This window comes from Pseudomonas imperatae, from assembly GCF_057128625.1.
This window is the reverse complement of sequence record NZ_JBSKHP010000002.1, coordinates 310,913-325,116: the sequence shown is the minus strand read 5'-3', so window position 1 is coordinate 325,116 and position 14,204 is coordinate 310,913. Positions and strand designations below refer to the sequence as shown.

The window sequence follows — 14,204 nt, the reverse complement described above, 5'->3', positions numbered from 1 at the left end:
TGTGAAAATACGTGAAGCCTCTGGCACGCGCTTGAGGGTCTGCCCAGCCGCCCGTCAGGGCACGTTCTGGCAGCGTATTTAGAGAAGCGCTACAGGCTTTAATACAAGAGCTGAATAGCTGAGCAGAGTGAGGCAAGCAATGACTGAACACGTTCAAGTCGGTGGCCTTCAGGTCGCCAAAGTCCTGTTCGACTTCGTGAACAACGAAGCCATTCCCGGAACCGGCCTTGCGGCCGAGCAATTCTGGGTCGGGGCGGAAAAGATCATCAACGACCTCGCTCCGAAGAACAAAGCGCTACTGGCCAAACGTGACGACCTGCAAGCCCGTATCGACGGCTGGCACCAGGCACGCCAGGGCCAGGCTCATGACGCTGCGGCTTACAAGGCCTTCCTGCAGGAAATCGGTTATCTGCTGCCAGAAGCGGCGGACTTCCAGGCCTCGACGCAAAACGTCGACGAAGAAATTGCCCACATGGCCGGCCCGCAACTGGTGGTGCCGGTGATGAACGCCCGCTTTGCCCTCAACGCCTCCAACGCCCGCTGGGGCTCGCTGTACGACGCGCTGTACGGCACCGACGCCATCAGCGAGGAAGGCGGCGCCGAGAAAGGCAAGGGTTACAACAAGGTTCGTGGCGACAAGGTCATCGCCTTCGCCCGCGCCTTCCTCGATGAAGCCACGCCCCTGGCCGCCGGCTCCCACGTGGACTCCACCGGCTACAAGGTCGTCGACGGCAAGCTGGTGGTCAGCCTCAAGGGCGGCAGCAACAGCGGCCTGCGCGACGACGCCCAGCTGGTCGGCTACCAGGGCGATGCCAGCGCCCCGACCGCCGTACTGCTGAAGAACAACGGCCTGCACTTCGAGATCCAGATCGACGCCCAGAGCCCCATCGGCCAGACCGACGCCGCTGGCGTCAAGGACCTGCTGATGGAAGCGGCCCTGACCACCATCATGGACTGCGAAGACTCCGTCGCGGCCGTGGACGCCGACGACAAGGTGGTGATCTACCGCAACTGGCTGGGCCTGATGAAGGGCGACCTGGCCGAGGAAGTGTCCAAGGGCGGCAGCACCTTCACCCGCACCATGAACCCGGACCGCCACTACACCGCCCCCAACGGCGGCGAGGTGAAGCTGCACGGTCGCTCGCTGCTGTTCGTGCGCAACGTCGGTCACCTGATGACCATCGACGCCATCCTCGACGCCCAGGGCAATGAGGTGCCGGAAGGCATTCTCGATGGCCTGGTCACCAGCCTGGGCGCGATCCACAGCCTCAACGGCAGCAGCACCCGCAAGAACAGCCGCACCGGTTCGGTATACATCGTCAAGCCGAAGATGCACGGCCCTGAAGAAGCCGCGTTCACCAACGAGCTGTTCGGCCGCATCGAAGAGGTGCTGGGCCTGGCGCGCAACACCCTCAAGGTCGGCATCATGGACGAGGAACGCCGTACCACGGTGAACCTCAAGGCCTGTATCAAGGCTGCCAGCGAACGCGTGGTGTTTATCAACACCGGCTTCCTGGACCGCACCGGCGACGAGATCCACACCTCCATGGAAGCCGGCGCGGTAGTGCGCAAGGCTGCCATGAAGGCGGAAAAATGGATCGGTGCCTACGAGAACTCCAACGTCGACATCGGCCTGAAGACCGGCCTGCAAGGCCGCGCGCAGATCGGCAAGGGCATGTGGGCCATGCCTGACCTGATGGCCGCCATGCTCGAACAGAAGATCGCCCACCCGCTGGCCGGTGCCAACACCGCCTGGGTGCCGTCGCCGACCGCCGCCGCGCTGCACGCGCTGCACTACCACAAGGTCGACGTGTTCGCCCGCCAGGCCGAACTGGCCAAGCGCACCCCGGCATCGGTGGACGACATCCTCACCATCCCGTTGGCGCAGAACACCAACTGGTCGGCCGAGGAAATTCAGAACGAGCTGGACAACAACAGCCAGGGCATCCTCGGCTACGTGGTGCGCTGGATCGACCAGGGCGTGGGTTGCTCGAAGGTGCCGGACATCCATGACGTGGGCCTGATGGAAGACCGCGCCACCCTGCGCATCTCCAGCCAGCTGCTGGCCAACTGGCTGCGCCATGGCATTGCCAGCGAAGCGCAGATCCTCGAAAGCCTGAAGCGCATGGCACCGGTGGTTGACCGCCAGAACGCCAACGACCCGCTGTACCGCCCGCTGGCCCCGGACTTCGACAGCAACATCGCCTTCCAGGCGGCGGTGGAGTTGGTGATTGAAGGTGCCAAGCAACCGAACGGCTACACCGAGCCAGTGCTGCACCGCAAACGCCGCGAGTTCAAGGCCCGCAACGGGCTGTAAGCCGAAACCCGCCTGACGGCAGCGCTACACTGTAGCCGCTGCCGCAGGCTGCGCTGGCCCTGCGCCTCACTGGAAACCTCCAGCGTACAAACCGGCCAGCGCAGCCTCCGGCAGCGGCTACGGTTTTACTCCAGCCCCAGTTCCTTTTTCGCCAACGCCACCAGATGCTGGGTATCAATAGGCTTGAGCAGGAAATCCACCACGCTCAAGTGCATGGCCGCAATCGCATCCTTCACCCCCGCATCCCCCGACATGATGATGATCGGCATCGCCGCGCGATCGGATTCGCGCACCTTGCGGATCAGGTCCAGGCCGGTATGGGGCGACATGCGCAGGTCGGTGACCAGCAGGCCGATGGCCTTGTTCGAGGCGAGCAATTGCAACGCTTCGGTGGCGCTGCCCGCGGTCAGGCAGGCAATGCCCTGCAGGCCAAGGATCTCGGCCAGCAGCTCTCGCGAAACCTGGTCATCGTCGACGATCAAAGCCTGCTGCGGCGGCAAATCCGGCACCTGCATCACAGCACTCAGCGCCTCGCGCTCGGCATCGCTCAAAATATCGTGATCGGACATATGCCTCTCATCATAGGGAAAACCAGGTGCGTCACCTGGTTGAGACCGCAGACGAGTGGCATTACCTGTGCACTTCGTCGGGTCGTCACGTGAAGATCAGCATGATGTCGAGGAAACCCGCGCAGTTGAAGCATTTTTTTTAGACTTACGTCCAATGGGATCCCCAGCCCATCAGGCCGACCATGTTGAACGATAAGAACAATGCGGTCATGGACATGAGTAAACCGGACGCCTATGCCCTCGCGGGCAGGACAGCAGTGCAGCAGAACATTCAGGGAACCCTGCAATTCCTGCAGCGCTACGCGCCTTTCAACCAGCTGGACCAGGCCCACCTGGCCTACCTGGTGGAGCAGTGCCAGCTACGTTTCTACGCCGCCGGCGAGAGCATCATCAAGCCCGCCGACGGGCCGGTGGAACACTTCTACATCGTCAAGCAGGGGCAAGTGGTGGGCGAACGCCCGCACACCTCGAAACGCGGCACCGAGACCACCTTCGAAATCGCCACCGGCGAGTGCTTCCCCCTGGCGGCCCTGCTGGGCGAGCGGGCCACCCGCACCGAGCACCTGGCGGCCCAGGACACCTTCTGCCTGCAGCTGCCCAAGGCGGCGTTCATCAAGCTGTTCGCCCTGTCGGCGCCGTTTCGCGACTTCGCCCTGCGCGGGGTCAGCAGCCTGCTCGACCAGTTCAACCTGCAGGTGCAACGCCGCGCCGCGGAAACCCTGGGCACGCAGTATTCGCTCAACACCCGCCTGGGCGAGCTGGCCATGCGTCACCCGGTGACCTGCGACGCCCAGACCCCGCTGCGCCAGGCCGTGGCGCTGATGCACGAACAACAGGTGGGCAGCATCGTCATCGTCGACGAGCGCCGTTATCCACAGGGCATTTTCACCCTGCGCGACCTGCGCCAGGTGGTGGCCGACGTCGATGCCGACTTCACCCAGCCCATCGCCCGGCACATGATCGCCGCGCCCTTTTACCTGAGCCCCGATGCCAGCGCGTTCGACGCCGCCATGGCCATGACCGAGCGGCACATCGCCCACGTGTGCCTGGTGCGTGACGGCCGCCTGTGCGGCGTGGTCAGCGAGCGCGACCTGTTCTCCCTGCAGCGCGTGGACCTGGTGCACCTGGCGCGCACCATCCGCAACGCCGGGCGGCTGGAGCAACTGGTGAGCCTGCGCGGCGACATCAGCCAGCTGGTGGAACGCATGCTCGCCCACGGCGCCTCGTCCACGCAGATCACCCAGATCATCACCCTGCTCAACGACCACACCGTGTGCCGGGTGATCGAACTGGTGCTACAGGACAAGGGCGACCCCGGCGTGCCGTTCAGCTGGCTGTGCTTCGGCAGCGAAGGCCGCCAGGAGCAGACGCTGTTCACCGACCAGGACAACGGCATCCTGTTCGAGGCCCGCGATGCGGCCCACGCCGCCGAAATCCGCGGCAAGCTGCTGCCCATCGCCCACCAGGTCAACCTCAACCTGGCGCAGTGCGGCTTCGCCCTGTGCCAGGGCAACATCATGGCCGGCAACCCCGAGCTGTGCCTGTCGCGCAGCGAATGGGCGCGGCGCTTCGCCGCCTTCGTGCGCGAGGCCACGCCAGAGAACCTGCTGGGCTCCAGCATCTATTTCGACCTGCGCGTGGTGTGGGGTGATGAACAGGGCTGCGCGCAACTGCGCCGCCAGGTCCTTGATCAGGTGGGCGACAACCGCCTGTTCCAGCGCATGCTGGCCGAGAACGCCCTGCGCCAGCGCCCGCCGGTGGGGCGCTTCCGCGAATTCGTACTCAGCCGCAAGGGCAGCGACAAAGCCGGCACCCTGGACCTCAAGGCCCAGGGCCTGAACCCCTTCGTCGACGGCGCGCGGCTACTAGCCCTGGCCAACAACATCGAAGCCACCAACACCCTGCAGCGCCTGCGCCAGCTGGTGGCCCGGGAAGTCATCGACAAGCTCGACGGCGCTGCCTACGAAGAGGCCTACCACTTCATCCAGCAGACGCGCATGCAGCAGCACCAGCGCCAGACCCGCGACAACCAGGCCTGGTCCAACCGCATCGACCCTGACAGCCTCAACGACCTCGACCGGCGCATCCTGCGCGAATCCCTGCGCCAGGCCCAGCGCCTGCAGGCCAGCCTGGCGCTGAGGTACCAGCTATGAGCCTGTTTGCCTGGCTGCGCCCGGCCGCGCCCAGCCTCAACCCGGCGCAGCAGCTGGCGCTGCAGCGCTTGAGCGCCCCCGCTGTATTGGGTGATTGCAGCCTGCGCCAGCAACGCTGGGTGGTGCTGGACCTGGAGACCACCGGGCTCAACGTCAACCGCGACCTGCTGCTGTCCATCGGCGCGGTGGTGATCGAGGACGGCGCCATCGACCTGTCCCAGCAGTTCGAATGCACCTTGCAGCGCCCCGGCCACAAGCCCGGGCCCAGCGTGCTGCTGCACGGCCTCGGCCCCGACGCCATCGCCGCCGGCTGCGCCCCTGCCGATGGCCTGCTGGACTTCATGGACTTCGTCGGCGACAGCCCGGTGCTGGCCTTCCACGCCCCGTTCGACCAACGCATGCTCGGCCGCGCGCTCAAGGACACCCTGGGCTACAAGCTGCAGCACAGCTTCATCGACGTCGCCGAACTGGCGCCGCTGCTCAACCCCCAGACCGTGCTGCGCGAAGCCTCGCTGGACGACTGGATCGCCCAGTTCGGCCTGCAGGTGGACGAGCGCCACAACGCCAGCGCCGACGCCTTCGTCACCGCGCAACTGGTGCTGATCCTGCTCAGCCAGGCCCGGCGCCTGGGCCTGGACAGCCCGGCGCTGCTGATGGGGCGCCTGGCCCAATGGCGCCGGCGCCAGGCCATGCCTGGCCTGTAGGACACCTGTGGGAGCTGGCTTGCCAGCGAGCTTTTCAGCGGCACCAAGAGCTCGCTGGCAAGCCAGCTCCCACACATACCTACCGACGAACGCCAATTGCACAACGACATCATCCCTGACACAATCGCGAATAATTCTCGTTAGTTTGAACACTTGCATTCGGGGAACGTCTTGTCGTCAGCCCATAGCCCTCATGGTGAGCTGGTCGGTGCGCTTTATCGCGACCACCGTGGTTGGCTGTTGGCCTGGCTGCGACGCAATATCGCCTGCAGCCAGCGCGCCGAAGACCTCAGCCAGGACACCTTCGTGCGCCTGCTGGGCCGCGAGCAGCTCAGCGCGCCACGTGAGCCACGGGCGTTCCTGGCGGCCATCGCCAAGGGCCTGCTGTTCGACCACTTCCGGCGTGCCGCGCTGGAGCAGGCCTACCTGGCCGAGCTGGCGCTGGTGCCCGAAGCCGAACAGCCCTCCCCCGAACAGCAACAGCTGATCCTCGAAGACCTGCAGGCCATCGACCAGATGCTCGCCAAACTGTCGAGTAAGGCGCGCACCGCCTTCCTGCTCAACCGCCTGGAGGGCCTGGGCCACGCCGAAATCGCCGAACGCCTGGGCGTGTCGGTGCCGCGGGTACGCCAGTACCTGGCCCAGGGCATTCGCCAGTGCTACATCGCCTTGTACGGGGAGCCAACATGAGCCGCACCGGCCCGGTCTCGGCGCGTGTGCTGGACGCGGCCATCCAGTGGCAGCTGTCGCTGGAACCCGGCAACCCGGCGCAGCAGGCCGAGTTCGCCCGCTGGCACGCCGCCGACGAGGAACACGCCCGGGCCTGGCAGCAGCTGGGCATGCTCGACCAGCGCCTGCGCGTGGCCCCGGCTGCGGGCCGCAAGGCCCTGCTCAGCAGCGCCGGCAGCGCCCGCCAGCGCGTGCGCAAGCTGGGCAGTGGCCTGGCCAGCGTGGTGCTGGTGCTGGGCCTGGGCACCTTCGGCCTCAAGCAATGGCTGCCGCTGGGCTACTGGCTGGCCGACGCGCGCACCGCCACCGGCGAGCAGCGCACCCTGACCCTGGCCGACGGCACCCAGGTGGAGCTCAACACCCACAGCGCCATCGACGTGCGTTTCGACCAGCAGCAGCGCCTGATCGTGCTGCGCGAAGGCGAGATCCTGGTGCAGACCGGCCACCCGGCCGGCGAGCAGCGGCCCTTCATCGTCGAAACCCGCGACGGCCGCCTGCGCGCCCTGGGCACGCGCTTCCTGGTGCGCCGCGAAGACCAGGGCACGCGCCTGGGGGTGCTGAAGTCCGCCGTGGCCGTGCATGCCCAGGAACTGCCCGGCGAAATGGTCCTGCACGAAGGCCAGCAGATGCTGGTGCAGCGCGATGCGCTCGGTGAAGCCGTAGCCCTGCGGCCCGGCGCCGATGCCTGGACGCGCGGCATGCTGGTGGTGGACAACGCGCGCCTGGGCGACCTGGCCCACGAACTGTCGCGCTACCGCCCAGGCTTCCTGGAAGTGAGCCCCAACGTGGCCGACCTGCGCATTACCGGCAGCTTCCCGCTGAACGACACCGACCTGGCCCTGCGCGCCCTGCTGCCAACCCTGCCGATCCAGATCCAGCAGCACACCCGCTGGTGGGTCAGCCTGGAAGCGCGGCCTGAGACGCCGCCGAAGATCTAAATCTAAATTATTTTCGATCAGCCCTATCACTTTTGCGATTTCGTCCGGCACAGAGGCAATTGAGAAATATTCCCTGTCAGGAGTGCCCCATGTCCCGCCCGTTCCCCTCCCTGCTGCGACCCAGCCTCATGGCCGTCGCCATTGCCCTCGCCGTGCCGCTGAGCAGCACCGCGCTGCAAGCCGCCGAGCAGGCCAGCCAGCTGCGCAGCTACAACCTGCCAGCCGCGCCGCTGGCCAGCACGCTGAACCAGATCGCCAGCGGTGCCGGCCTGGTGCTGGCCATCGAGCCGGGGCTGGTGGCGGGCAAGACCAGCGCGCCAGTGAACGGGCAATTCGATGCCGCCGGCGCGCTGCGCCAGGCCCTGGCCGGGACCGGCCTGCAACTGGTGCAGACCAGCGCTGGCACTTTTACGTTGATCGCAGCCCCAGAAGGGACACTGGCGCTGCCTGACACCAACGTGAACGCGGCCAGCGACTCCGAAAGCGCCTGGGGCCCGGCCACCGGCTACCTGGCCACCCGCACTGCGGCAGGGACCAAGACCGACACCGCACTGGTGGAAGCACCGCGCTCGATTTCCGTGGCCACCCGCCAGCAGATGGAAGACCGCGGCGTGCAGACCCTGGAAGACGCCGTGAAATACATGCCCGGCATCGTCTCGGCCAGCTACGGCAGTGACACTCGATACGACTGGCTACGCGTGCGCGGCTTCGAGCCGACCCAGTTCCTGGATGGGTTGCCGCTGCCGAAGGGCACCTACGCCAACCCGAAAATGGAAACCTGGGACCTGGACCGCCTGTCGCTGCTGCGCGGCCCGGCTTCGTCGCTGTATGGCCAGACTCCACCCGGCGGCCTGCTGGACATGGTAAGCCGCCGCCCCAGCGAAGAGACCAGCCATGAGATCTCGCTGCAGTACGGCAGCGACAACTGGCGCCAGATCGACTTCGCCAGCACCGGCAAGATCGACGACGAAGGCAAGTTCCTCTACGGCGTCAGCGGCGTAATCCGCGACAGCGGCACCGAAATCGACCACGTCGACAACAAGCGCTACAACATCGCCCCCAGCCTGACCTGGAACATCGACCCGGACACCAAGCTGACCTTCCTCAGCCAGTTCACCCGTGACGATACCGGCACCACCAGCCAGTTCCTGCCGATCCAGGGCACCAAGATCAAGATGCCGTTCGGCGACATCTCTCATCACAAAGACCTGGGCGACCCGGACTACGACTACTACGACCGCACGTACTACGCGCTCGGCTACGCCTTTGAACATCGTTTCAACGATGTTTGGCAGTTCCACCAAAACCTGCGCTATACCAAGTCGGACCTGGCGTTCCAGACGGTCACGGTCAACAGTTACCTGCCGGCCTACGGCATGGTGGTGGACAACAACGGCAACGTGGGTCGCAGCAGCACCAACGTCGACGAAGACATCAGCCAGTTCGCCATGGACAGCAACTTCCAGGCTGACTTTGCCACCGGCGACATCAGCCATACCGTACTGATCGGTACCGACCTGCAACGCATCAACACCAACTACCTGTCCATCTTTGGCACAGCGTCCTCGATCAACGTAAACGACCCGGTCACCACCACGCCAACGGTGCGCCCTGCCCGCTCCACTGCCTATTACGACTACGACCAGAAGACCACCCAGACCGGCCTGTATGTGCAGGACCAGATGGCCCTGGACAAATGGCGCTTCACCCTGGGCGGCCGCGAGGACTGGGTGCACACCGGCACCAAGTTCCACAACCAGGGCAATGCCACCAACACCGAGCGTGACAGCAACTTCAGCCTGAACTCGGCCGTCAGCTACGTGTTCGATTCCGGCGTGGTGCCCTACCTGTCGTACGCGGAGTCGTTCCAGCCGACCATGGGCGCCGACATGACCGCCGTCAGCTCGTTCAAGCCAACCCAGGGCAAGCAGTGGGAGCTGGGCATCAAGTACCAGCCGCCAGGCAGCAAGACCTTGCTGACCGCCGCTGTGTATGACCTGACGCAGAAAAACGTCGCGGTCACCGACAGCTCCACCGGCACTGCCATCACCAGCCAGACCGGCGAGGTGAAGGTCAAAGGCCTGGAACTGGAAGCCGTATCCGACCTGACCGACAACCTCAAGCTGATCGCCGCCTACACCCTGGCCAAGTCCGAAGTGCAGAAAGGCGACTACAAGGGTAACCGCCTGCAGCTGATGCCTAACCAGACCGCTTCGCTGTGGGCCGACTACACCTGGCACCAGGGCCTGCTCGAAGGCTTCGGCATCGGCGGCGGCGCGCGCTACACCGGCAACACCTACGGCGACCAGGCCAACACCTGGCTGGGCAAGGCCGACGCCTACACCGTGTTCGACGCTTCTGCCCACTACGACCTGGGCGTGCTGTCGGGCTCGCTGAAGGGCGCGTCCCTGGGCCTGACCGCCAAGAACGTGTTCAACAAGGACTACATCAGCACCTGCGACAGTTACTATTGCTACTACGGCGACCAGCGCAGCGTGGTCGCCAGCGCCACCTACAAGTGGTAATGGCCTGACGCACCACACAAGCCGCCCCCCGGGGCGGCTTTGTCTTTTCGGACGCCTGTGAAATGAAAAGTAAAACAATTCGTCGCTGGTCCTTCGTGCACACCTGGTCCAGCCTCATCTGCACGCTGTTTCTGTTGCTGCTGGCCATCACCGGCCTGCCGCTGGTGTTCCATCACGAGATGGAAGCCCTGCTCGGCGACGCCCCGCATTACCGCGAGCTGCCGGCGGACACGCCCAAGCTCGACCTGCAACAACTGGTCGAGGCGGCTCTGGCCCACCGCCCTGGCGAGGTGGTGCAGTACTTCGGCTGGGACGAAGACCATCCCGAAGGCATGTTCGCCATCACCGCGGCCACGCCCGGCACCGAGCCCAATTCGTCGCACACCTTCAGCCTCGACACCCGCACCGGCGAGGTGGTGGAAACCCCGGCGGCCAATGGCGGCTTCATGATGGTCATGCTGCGCCTGCACGTGGACATGTACGCCGGGCTGCCGGGCAAGCTGCTGCTGGCGTTCATGGGCCTGCTGTTCGTGCTGGCGATAGTCTCCGGGGTAGTGCTGTATGCGCCGTTCATGGGCCGCCTGAAGTTTGCCAGCGTGCGCCGCGAACGCTCGCGCCGGGTGCGCTGGCTGGACCTGCACAACCTGATCGGCATCGTCACCCTGACCTGGGCGCTGGTGGTAGGCGTGACCGGCGTGGTCAACGCCTGCGCCGACCTGCTGATCGCCGCCTGGCGCAGCGACACGCTGAGTGCCATGGTCGCGCCCTATCACGACGCCCCGCCGCTGACCCAACTGGCCCCCGCCTCGCGCCTGCTGGCCATTGCCGAAGCCGCGGCGCCGGGCATGCAAGCCGATTTCATCGCCTTCCCCGGCACGCTGTTCTCCAGCACCCACCACTACGCAGTGTTCATGAAGGGCGCCACGCACCTGACCTCGCACCTGCTCACCCCGGTGCTGATCGACGCCAGCACCCTGGCCGTCACTGCCGTGGGCGAGCGGCCCTGGTACATGAACGCCCTGGGCCTGTCGCAGCCGCTGCATTACGGCGACTATGGCGGCCGGCCGATGCAGATCCTCTGGGCAGTGCTGGACGTGCTGACCATCGTGGTGCTGGGCAGCGGCCTTTACCTGTGGTGGGTACGCCGCAAGGTGAAAGCATGAGCCGCCGGCCGTCGCGGTTCTGGGCGACCTGGGGCATGCCGCTGCTGATCGCCGTGCTGGGTGGCGCCGGGCTGTTCGCGGCGTTGCTGGGGGACGGCGCCTGGGACGTGCTGTCGTGGATCGGCCTGGGCCTGCCGGCGGTGATCGGCGTGCATGCCTTGCGCCGGTAACGTGGGTAAGATGGCGGCTCGACAAGAAGAGGGTTTCCGATGTCCACCCCGCCTATCACCCTGTATTCCAACCCCGCATCGCCGTTCGGCCGCAAGGTCGCGGTGATGCTCCACGAGACCGGCCAGTTCGCCCAGGTGCAGATCCAGGCCTGCCTGCTTACGCCGGTTAACCCGGTGGCCGAGCTGAACCAGGAAAACCCGGCGGGCAAGATCCCCGCCCTGCGCCTGGCTGACGGCAGCGTGGTGCATGACAGCCGGGTGATCCTCGATTACCTCGACCACCAGCACAGCGGCACGCCGTTGATACCGCGCGACGGCCCGGCGCGCTGGCGGCGCCTGACCCTGGCCTCGCTGGCCGATGCGCTGATGGATGCGGCAGTGCTGATCCGCTACGAGACCGCCCTGCGCCCCGAGGCCAAGCACTGGGATGTGTGGTTGGGCAACCAGGCCGAGAAGATCCACCGCAGCCTGGCGTATTTCGAGGCGGTGGCGGGCGAGCTGGCAGAAGGCTTCGATGTTGCCGGTATCGGCGCGGCGTGCGCGCTGGGCTACCTGGACTTCCGTCAGCCGCAGCTGGAATGGCGTGCCGAGTTTCCGGCGCTGGCGGCCTGGTATGCCCAGGTCAGCCAGCGCGCGTCGATGCAGTTGACCCGGCCACCGGCGTGAGCCCTGACGCGGTCAGCAACCAGGCTCACCCGCGGTGTAACGGCGGGCCGGGTTCACCGCCGCGCCGAACTCGCGCAGGGCCTTGGCGCCAATCAGCAGCGGGTAGTTGAAGCTGCTGCGGTCAACCAGGTTGACCTCGATGGTGCGCTTGGTGTCGCCCAGGCACATTTCCAGGTCCACGACCGGGCGCTTGGCCACTTCGGTGGCCTCGCCGTCCTCTTCCTCGTCGGCACGGCTCTTGATTCGGCTGATACGCGCCACCTTGTGTTCGTACACCTTGCCGTCGGCGTCGCGGGTGGCCAGGCGGAAGCGCACCCAGTCCTCGCCGTCGCGCTGGAACAGCTGGATATCACGGGCCGACAGCGATGCGGTCAGCGCGCCGGTGTCCATCTTGGCCTTGAACGTGGCGCCGCCAATCTCCGGCAGCTTGATGTTTTCATAGCGCCCGTACAGGGTCGGCTCGGCGGCCATGACCGGCAGGGCCAACAGCGACAGCAATGCGATTACGGATTTCACCGGCGGGTTCCTCAAGGGCGGATGGGCTGCGCGCAGCATACCCAAAAAATCGTGAAACAAATGTCCATTACCATTCGGCAAGGTTGATTTGGTGTTATGCCCCGGCGTCTTTATCATTGCCGGCCACAATTACTCCAAGAGTCGTTTTATGCGTCGCCTGCTCGTCGGCAGCTTCACCACGCTGCTGTGTCTGCTCAATACCCTCGTGTTGATCGGCCCCCTCATGCTCTGCGCCCTGCTCAAGCTGATCGCCCCCGGCCGTTCCCGTGACCTGGCCTCCAAGGCGGTGATGTGGTTCGCCGAGACCTGGGCCGAAATCATCAAGCTGATCTTCCGCCTGTGCATCGGCACCCGCTGGGACATTCGCGGCGCCGAAGCCCTGCGCGGCGACACCTCGTACCTGGTGGTCAGCAACCACCAGTCGTGGGTCGACATCCCCGCGCTGATCCAGGCGCTGAACCGGCGCACGCCGTTCTTCAAATTCTTCCTCAAGAAAGAACTGATCTGGGTGCCGTTCCTGGGCCTGGCCTGGTGGGCGCTGGACTACCCCTTCATGAAGCGCTACAGCAAGGCGTTCCTGGACAAGCACCCGCACCTCAAGGGCAAGGACCTGGAAATCACCAAGGCCGCCTGCGAGCTGTTCAAGCGCCAGCCGGTGACCGTGGTCAACTACCTGGAAGGCACCCGCTTCACTGAAGCCAAGCGCAGCCAGCAGGCCTCGCCCTACCGCAACCTGCTCAAGCCCAAGGCCGGCGGCGTGGCCTTCGTGCTGGCCGCCATGGGCACCCAGCTCGAACGCATGCTGGACGTCACCGTGGTGTACCCGCAAGGCAGGATTCCAGGCTTCTGGAACCTGCTGTGCGGGGATGTGAAGCAGGTGATCGTCGACATCCGTGCCCGCCAGATCGACCCGGCGCTGCTGGCCGGCGACTACGAGAACGACCCGGCCTTCCGCCAGACCGTGCAGGATTGGGTAAACCGCTTGTGGGCGGACAAGGACGCGCGCATCGACGCGTTGCGCCTGGAGTTGAGCCAGTAGAACCTCCCCGGCCCCATCGCGACCAAGGTCGGCTCCTACACATGACCGCGTAGGAGCCGACCTTGGTCGCGATGGACTCGGCCCGGTTTAACCGCCCACGCCCCAGATGCCGCCCAGGCTCTTGAGCAGCGTGCCGCCCACGCCCTGTTGGCCCAGGTACTGCAGGATCACCGGGGCAAACTGGCCGACCATGCTGCTGTCCATGCCCAGCTTGCCGAACGCGTTGTTCAGGTCGCTGGTGTTCTTCACGTTGCCCAGGGCGCTGTCCAACGCGCCCTTGTCAGTGCCCGACTGCCCCAGCAGGCCGCCCAGGCCGCTCACCGCGTTGGCGCCAGCCAGCTTGTCGATGCCCGGCACCTGCTTGGCCAGTTCCGAATAGTCGGAGCTGCTGAGCTTGTTCTTGGCCAGGCCCAGCATGGCGCCGGTGCCGCCCACGGCCTGCTCGGGGGTAACGTTGAGCTGGGTGCCGACGTTGTTCAGCAGCCCGGCGGCCTGGGGCGCGCTGCTGCCCTGCTTGCCGTTCTGGATGCTGGACGCCGCGTTCACCGCATCGTTGAGGTTGAAGGCGAAGGCCGGGCTGGCCGCCAGGGCGGTCAGGGTGGCGAAGGTGATGGCGCGCATGGTGTTCATTTGATTCCCCTCGAAACAATGGTCGCGGCGCGCCTGGGCGGCCACGAAAGCCTGGTTTTGACTCGGTTTGGCCGATAGTGTTCCA

13 protein-coding genes are annotated in these 14,204 nt (G+C 65.7%); 10 read left to right on the top strand and 3 right to left on the bottom strand.

Features of this window, described 5'->3' with window-relative positions; translation table 11 throughout:
- The first annotated feature begins 139 nt into the window (after nucleotides 1-139).
- On the top strand, nucleotides 140-2,317 hold the full coding sequence (locus ACWKWX_RS04180; protein ID WP_483827081.1) for a malate synthase G: 2,178 nt from the start codon (nucleotides 140-142) through the stop codon (nucleotides 2,315-2,317).
- A gap of 125 nt (nucleotides 2,318-2,442) precedes the next feature.
- Here the strand turns inward: ACWKWX_RS04180 and ACWKWX_RS04175 are convergent, their stop codons facing one another.
- Nucleotides 2,443-2,886 carry a response regulator gene (locus tag ACWKWX_RS04175; protein ID WP_416427226.1) on the bottom strand — a complete coding sequence of 148 codons (444 nt, stop codon included), beginning with the start codon at nucleotides 2,884-2,886 and terminating at the stop codon, nucleotides 2,443-2,445.
- A 215-nt stretch (nucleotides 2,887-3,101) separates the two neighbouring features.
- On the opposite strand from ACWKWX_RS04175, the gene ACWKWX_RS04170 reads away from it, so the two are divergent.
- The 8 genes from ACWKWX_RS04170 (at nucleotide 3,102) to ACWKWX_RS04135 (ending at nucleotide 11,934) form a co-directional block, all read left to right on the top strand.
- Entirely contained in the window at nucleotides 3,102-5,039 is a 1,938-nt protein-coding gene (locus ACWKWX_RS04170) for a putative nucleotidyltransferase substrate binding domain-containing protein (protein ID WP_483827115.1), read from the top strand.
- Nucleotides 5,036-5,743 carry a 3'-5' exonuclease gene (locus ACWKWX_RS04165; RefSeq protein WP_473004708.1) on the top strand — a complete coding sequence of 236 codons (708 nt, stop codon included), beginning with the start codon at nucleotides 5,036-5,038 and terminating at the stop codon, nucleotides 5,741-5,743. The genes ACWKWX_RS04170 and ACWKWX_RS04165 overlap by 4 nt, the downstream gene beginning before the upstream one ends.
- Before the next feature lie 171 nt (nucleotides 5,744-5,914).
- Entirely contained in the window at nucleotides 5,915-6,433 is a 519-nt protein-coding gene (locus tag ACWKWX_RS04160) for an RNA polymerase sigma factor (RefSeq protein WP_416427229.1), read from the top strand.
- A complete protein-coding gene (locus tag ACWKWX_RS04155; protein WP_483827080.1) occupies nucleotides 6,430-7,410 on the top strand; it encodes a FecR domain-containing protein in 981 nt (326 codons plus the stop codon). Before ACWKWX_RS04160 ends, ACWKWX_RS04155 begins: the two co-directional genes overlap by 4 nt.
- 89 nt (nucleotides 7,411-7,499) lie before the next feature.
- Nucleotides 7,500-9,935: a TonB-dependent siderophore receptor gene (locus tag ACWKWX_RS04150; RefSeq protein ID WP_483827079.1), complete on the top strand. Its 2,436-nt coding sequence runs from the start codon at nucleotides 7,500-7,502 to the stop codon at nucleotides 9,933-9,935.
- A gap of 62 nt (nucleotides 9,936-9,997) precedes the next feature.
- Nucleotides 9,998-11,098, top strand: coding sequence for a PepSY-associated TM helix domain-containing protein (locus ACWKWX_RS04145; RefSeq protein WP_483827078.1), 1,101 nt, complete (start codon nucleotides 9,998-10,000; stop codon nucleotides 11,096-11,098).
- A complete protein-coding gene (locus ACWKWX_RS04140; protein WP_416427233.1) occupies nucleotides 11,095-11,268 on the top strand; it encodes a hypothetical protein in 174 nt (57 codons plus the stop codon). Before ACWKWX_RS04145 ends, ACWKWX_RS04140 begins: the two co-directional genes overlap by 4 nt.
- Nucleotides 11,269-11,307: 39 nt before the next feature.
- Nucleotides 11,308-11,934: a glutathione S-transferase family protein gene (locus ACWKWX_RS04135; protein ID WP_416427234.1), complete on the top strand. Its 627-nt coding sequence runs from the start codon at nucleotides 11,308-11,310 to the stop codon at nucleotides 11,932-11,934.
- A gap of 12 nt (nucleotides 11,935-11,946) precedes the next feature.
- Here ACWKWX_RS04135 and rloA2 read toward each other — a convergent pair whose 3' ends face one another.
- Nucleotides 11,947-12,450, bottom strand: coding sequence for a retropepsin-like aspartic peptidase RloA2 (gene rloA2, locus ACWKWX_RS04130; RefSeq protein WP_473004711.1), 504 nt, complete (start codon nucleotides 12,448-12,450; stop codon nucleotides 11,947-11,949).
- 148 nt (nucleotides 12,451-12,598) lie between these two features.
- Here rloA2 and ACWKWX_RS04125 point away from each other — a divergent pair, with 148 nt between their 5' ends.
- Nucleotides 12,599-13,489, top strand: coding sequence for a 1-acylglycerol-3-phosphate O-acyltransferase, YihG family (locus tag ACWKWX_RS04125; RefSeq protein WP_483827077.1), 891 nt, complete (start codon nucleotides 12,599-12,601; stop codon nucleotides 13,487-13,489).
- 87 nt (nucleotides 13,490-13,576) lie between these two features.
- On the opposite strand, the gene ACWKWX_RS04120 is transcribed toward ACWKWX_RS04125, so the two are convergent.
- On the bottom strand, nucleotides 13,577-14,119 hold the full coding sequence (locus ACWKWX_RS04120) for a DUF2780 domain-containing protein (RefSeq protein WP_416427237.1): 543 nt from the start codon (nucleotides 14,117-14,119) through the stop codon (nucleotides 13,577-13,579).
- Nucleotides 14,120-14,204 lie beyond the last annotated feature (85 nt).

What these genes read in the sequence shown, in the direction of transcription:
- ACWKWX_RS04120 (WP_416427237.1), bottom strand. Translation starts at nt 14,119, where the DNA reads ATGAACACCATGCGCGCCATCACCTTCGCCACCCTGACCGCCCTGGCG.
- ACWKWX_RS04125 (WP_483827077.1), top strand. Translation starts at nt 12,599, where the DNA reads ATGCGTCGCCTGCTCGTCGGCAGCTTCACCACGCTGCTGTGTCTGCTC.
- ACWKWX_RS04155 (WP_483827080.1), top strand. Translation starts at nt 6,430, where the DNA reads ATGAGCCGCACCGGCCCGGTCTCGGCGCGTGTGCTGGACGCGGCCATC.
- ACWKWX_RS04145 (WP_483827078.1), top strand. Translation starts at nt 9,998, where the DNA reads ATGAAAAGTAAAACAATTCGTCGCTGGTCCTTCGTGCACACCTGGTCC.
- ACWKWX_RS04140 (WP_416427233.1), top strand. Translation starts at nt 11,095, where the DNA reads ATGAGCCGCCGGCCGTCGCGGTTCTGGGCGACCTGGGGCATGCCGCTG.
- ACWKWX_RS04165 (WP_473004708.1), top strand. Translation starts at nt 5,036, where the DNA reads ATGAGCCTGTTTGCCTGGCTGCGCCCGGCCGCGCCCAGCCTCAACCCG.
- ACWKWX_RS04135 (WP_416427234.1), top strand. Translation starts at nt 11,308, where the DNA reads ATGTCCACCCCGCCTATCACCCTGTATTCCAACCCCGCATCGCCGTTC.
- ACWKWX_RS04180 (WP_483827081.1), top strand. Translation starts at nt 140, where the DNA reads ATGACTGAACACGTTCAAGTCGGTGGCCTTCAGGTCGCCAAAGTCCTG.
- ACWKWX_RS04170 (WP_483827115.1), top strand. Translation starts at nt 3,102, where the DNA reads ATGAGTAAACCGGACGCCTATGCCCTCGCGGGCAGGACAGCAGTGCAG.
- ACWKWX_RS04175 (WP_416427226.1), bottom strand. Translation starts at nt 2,886, where the DNA reads ATGTCCGATCACGATATTTTGAGCGATGCCGAGCGCGAGGCGCTGAGT.
- ACWKWX_RS04150 (WP_483827079.1), top strand. Translation starts at nt 7,500, where the DNA reads ATGTCCCGCCCGTTCCCCTCCCTGCTGCGACCCAGCCTCATGGCCGTC.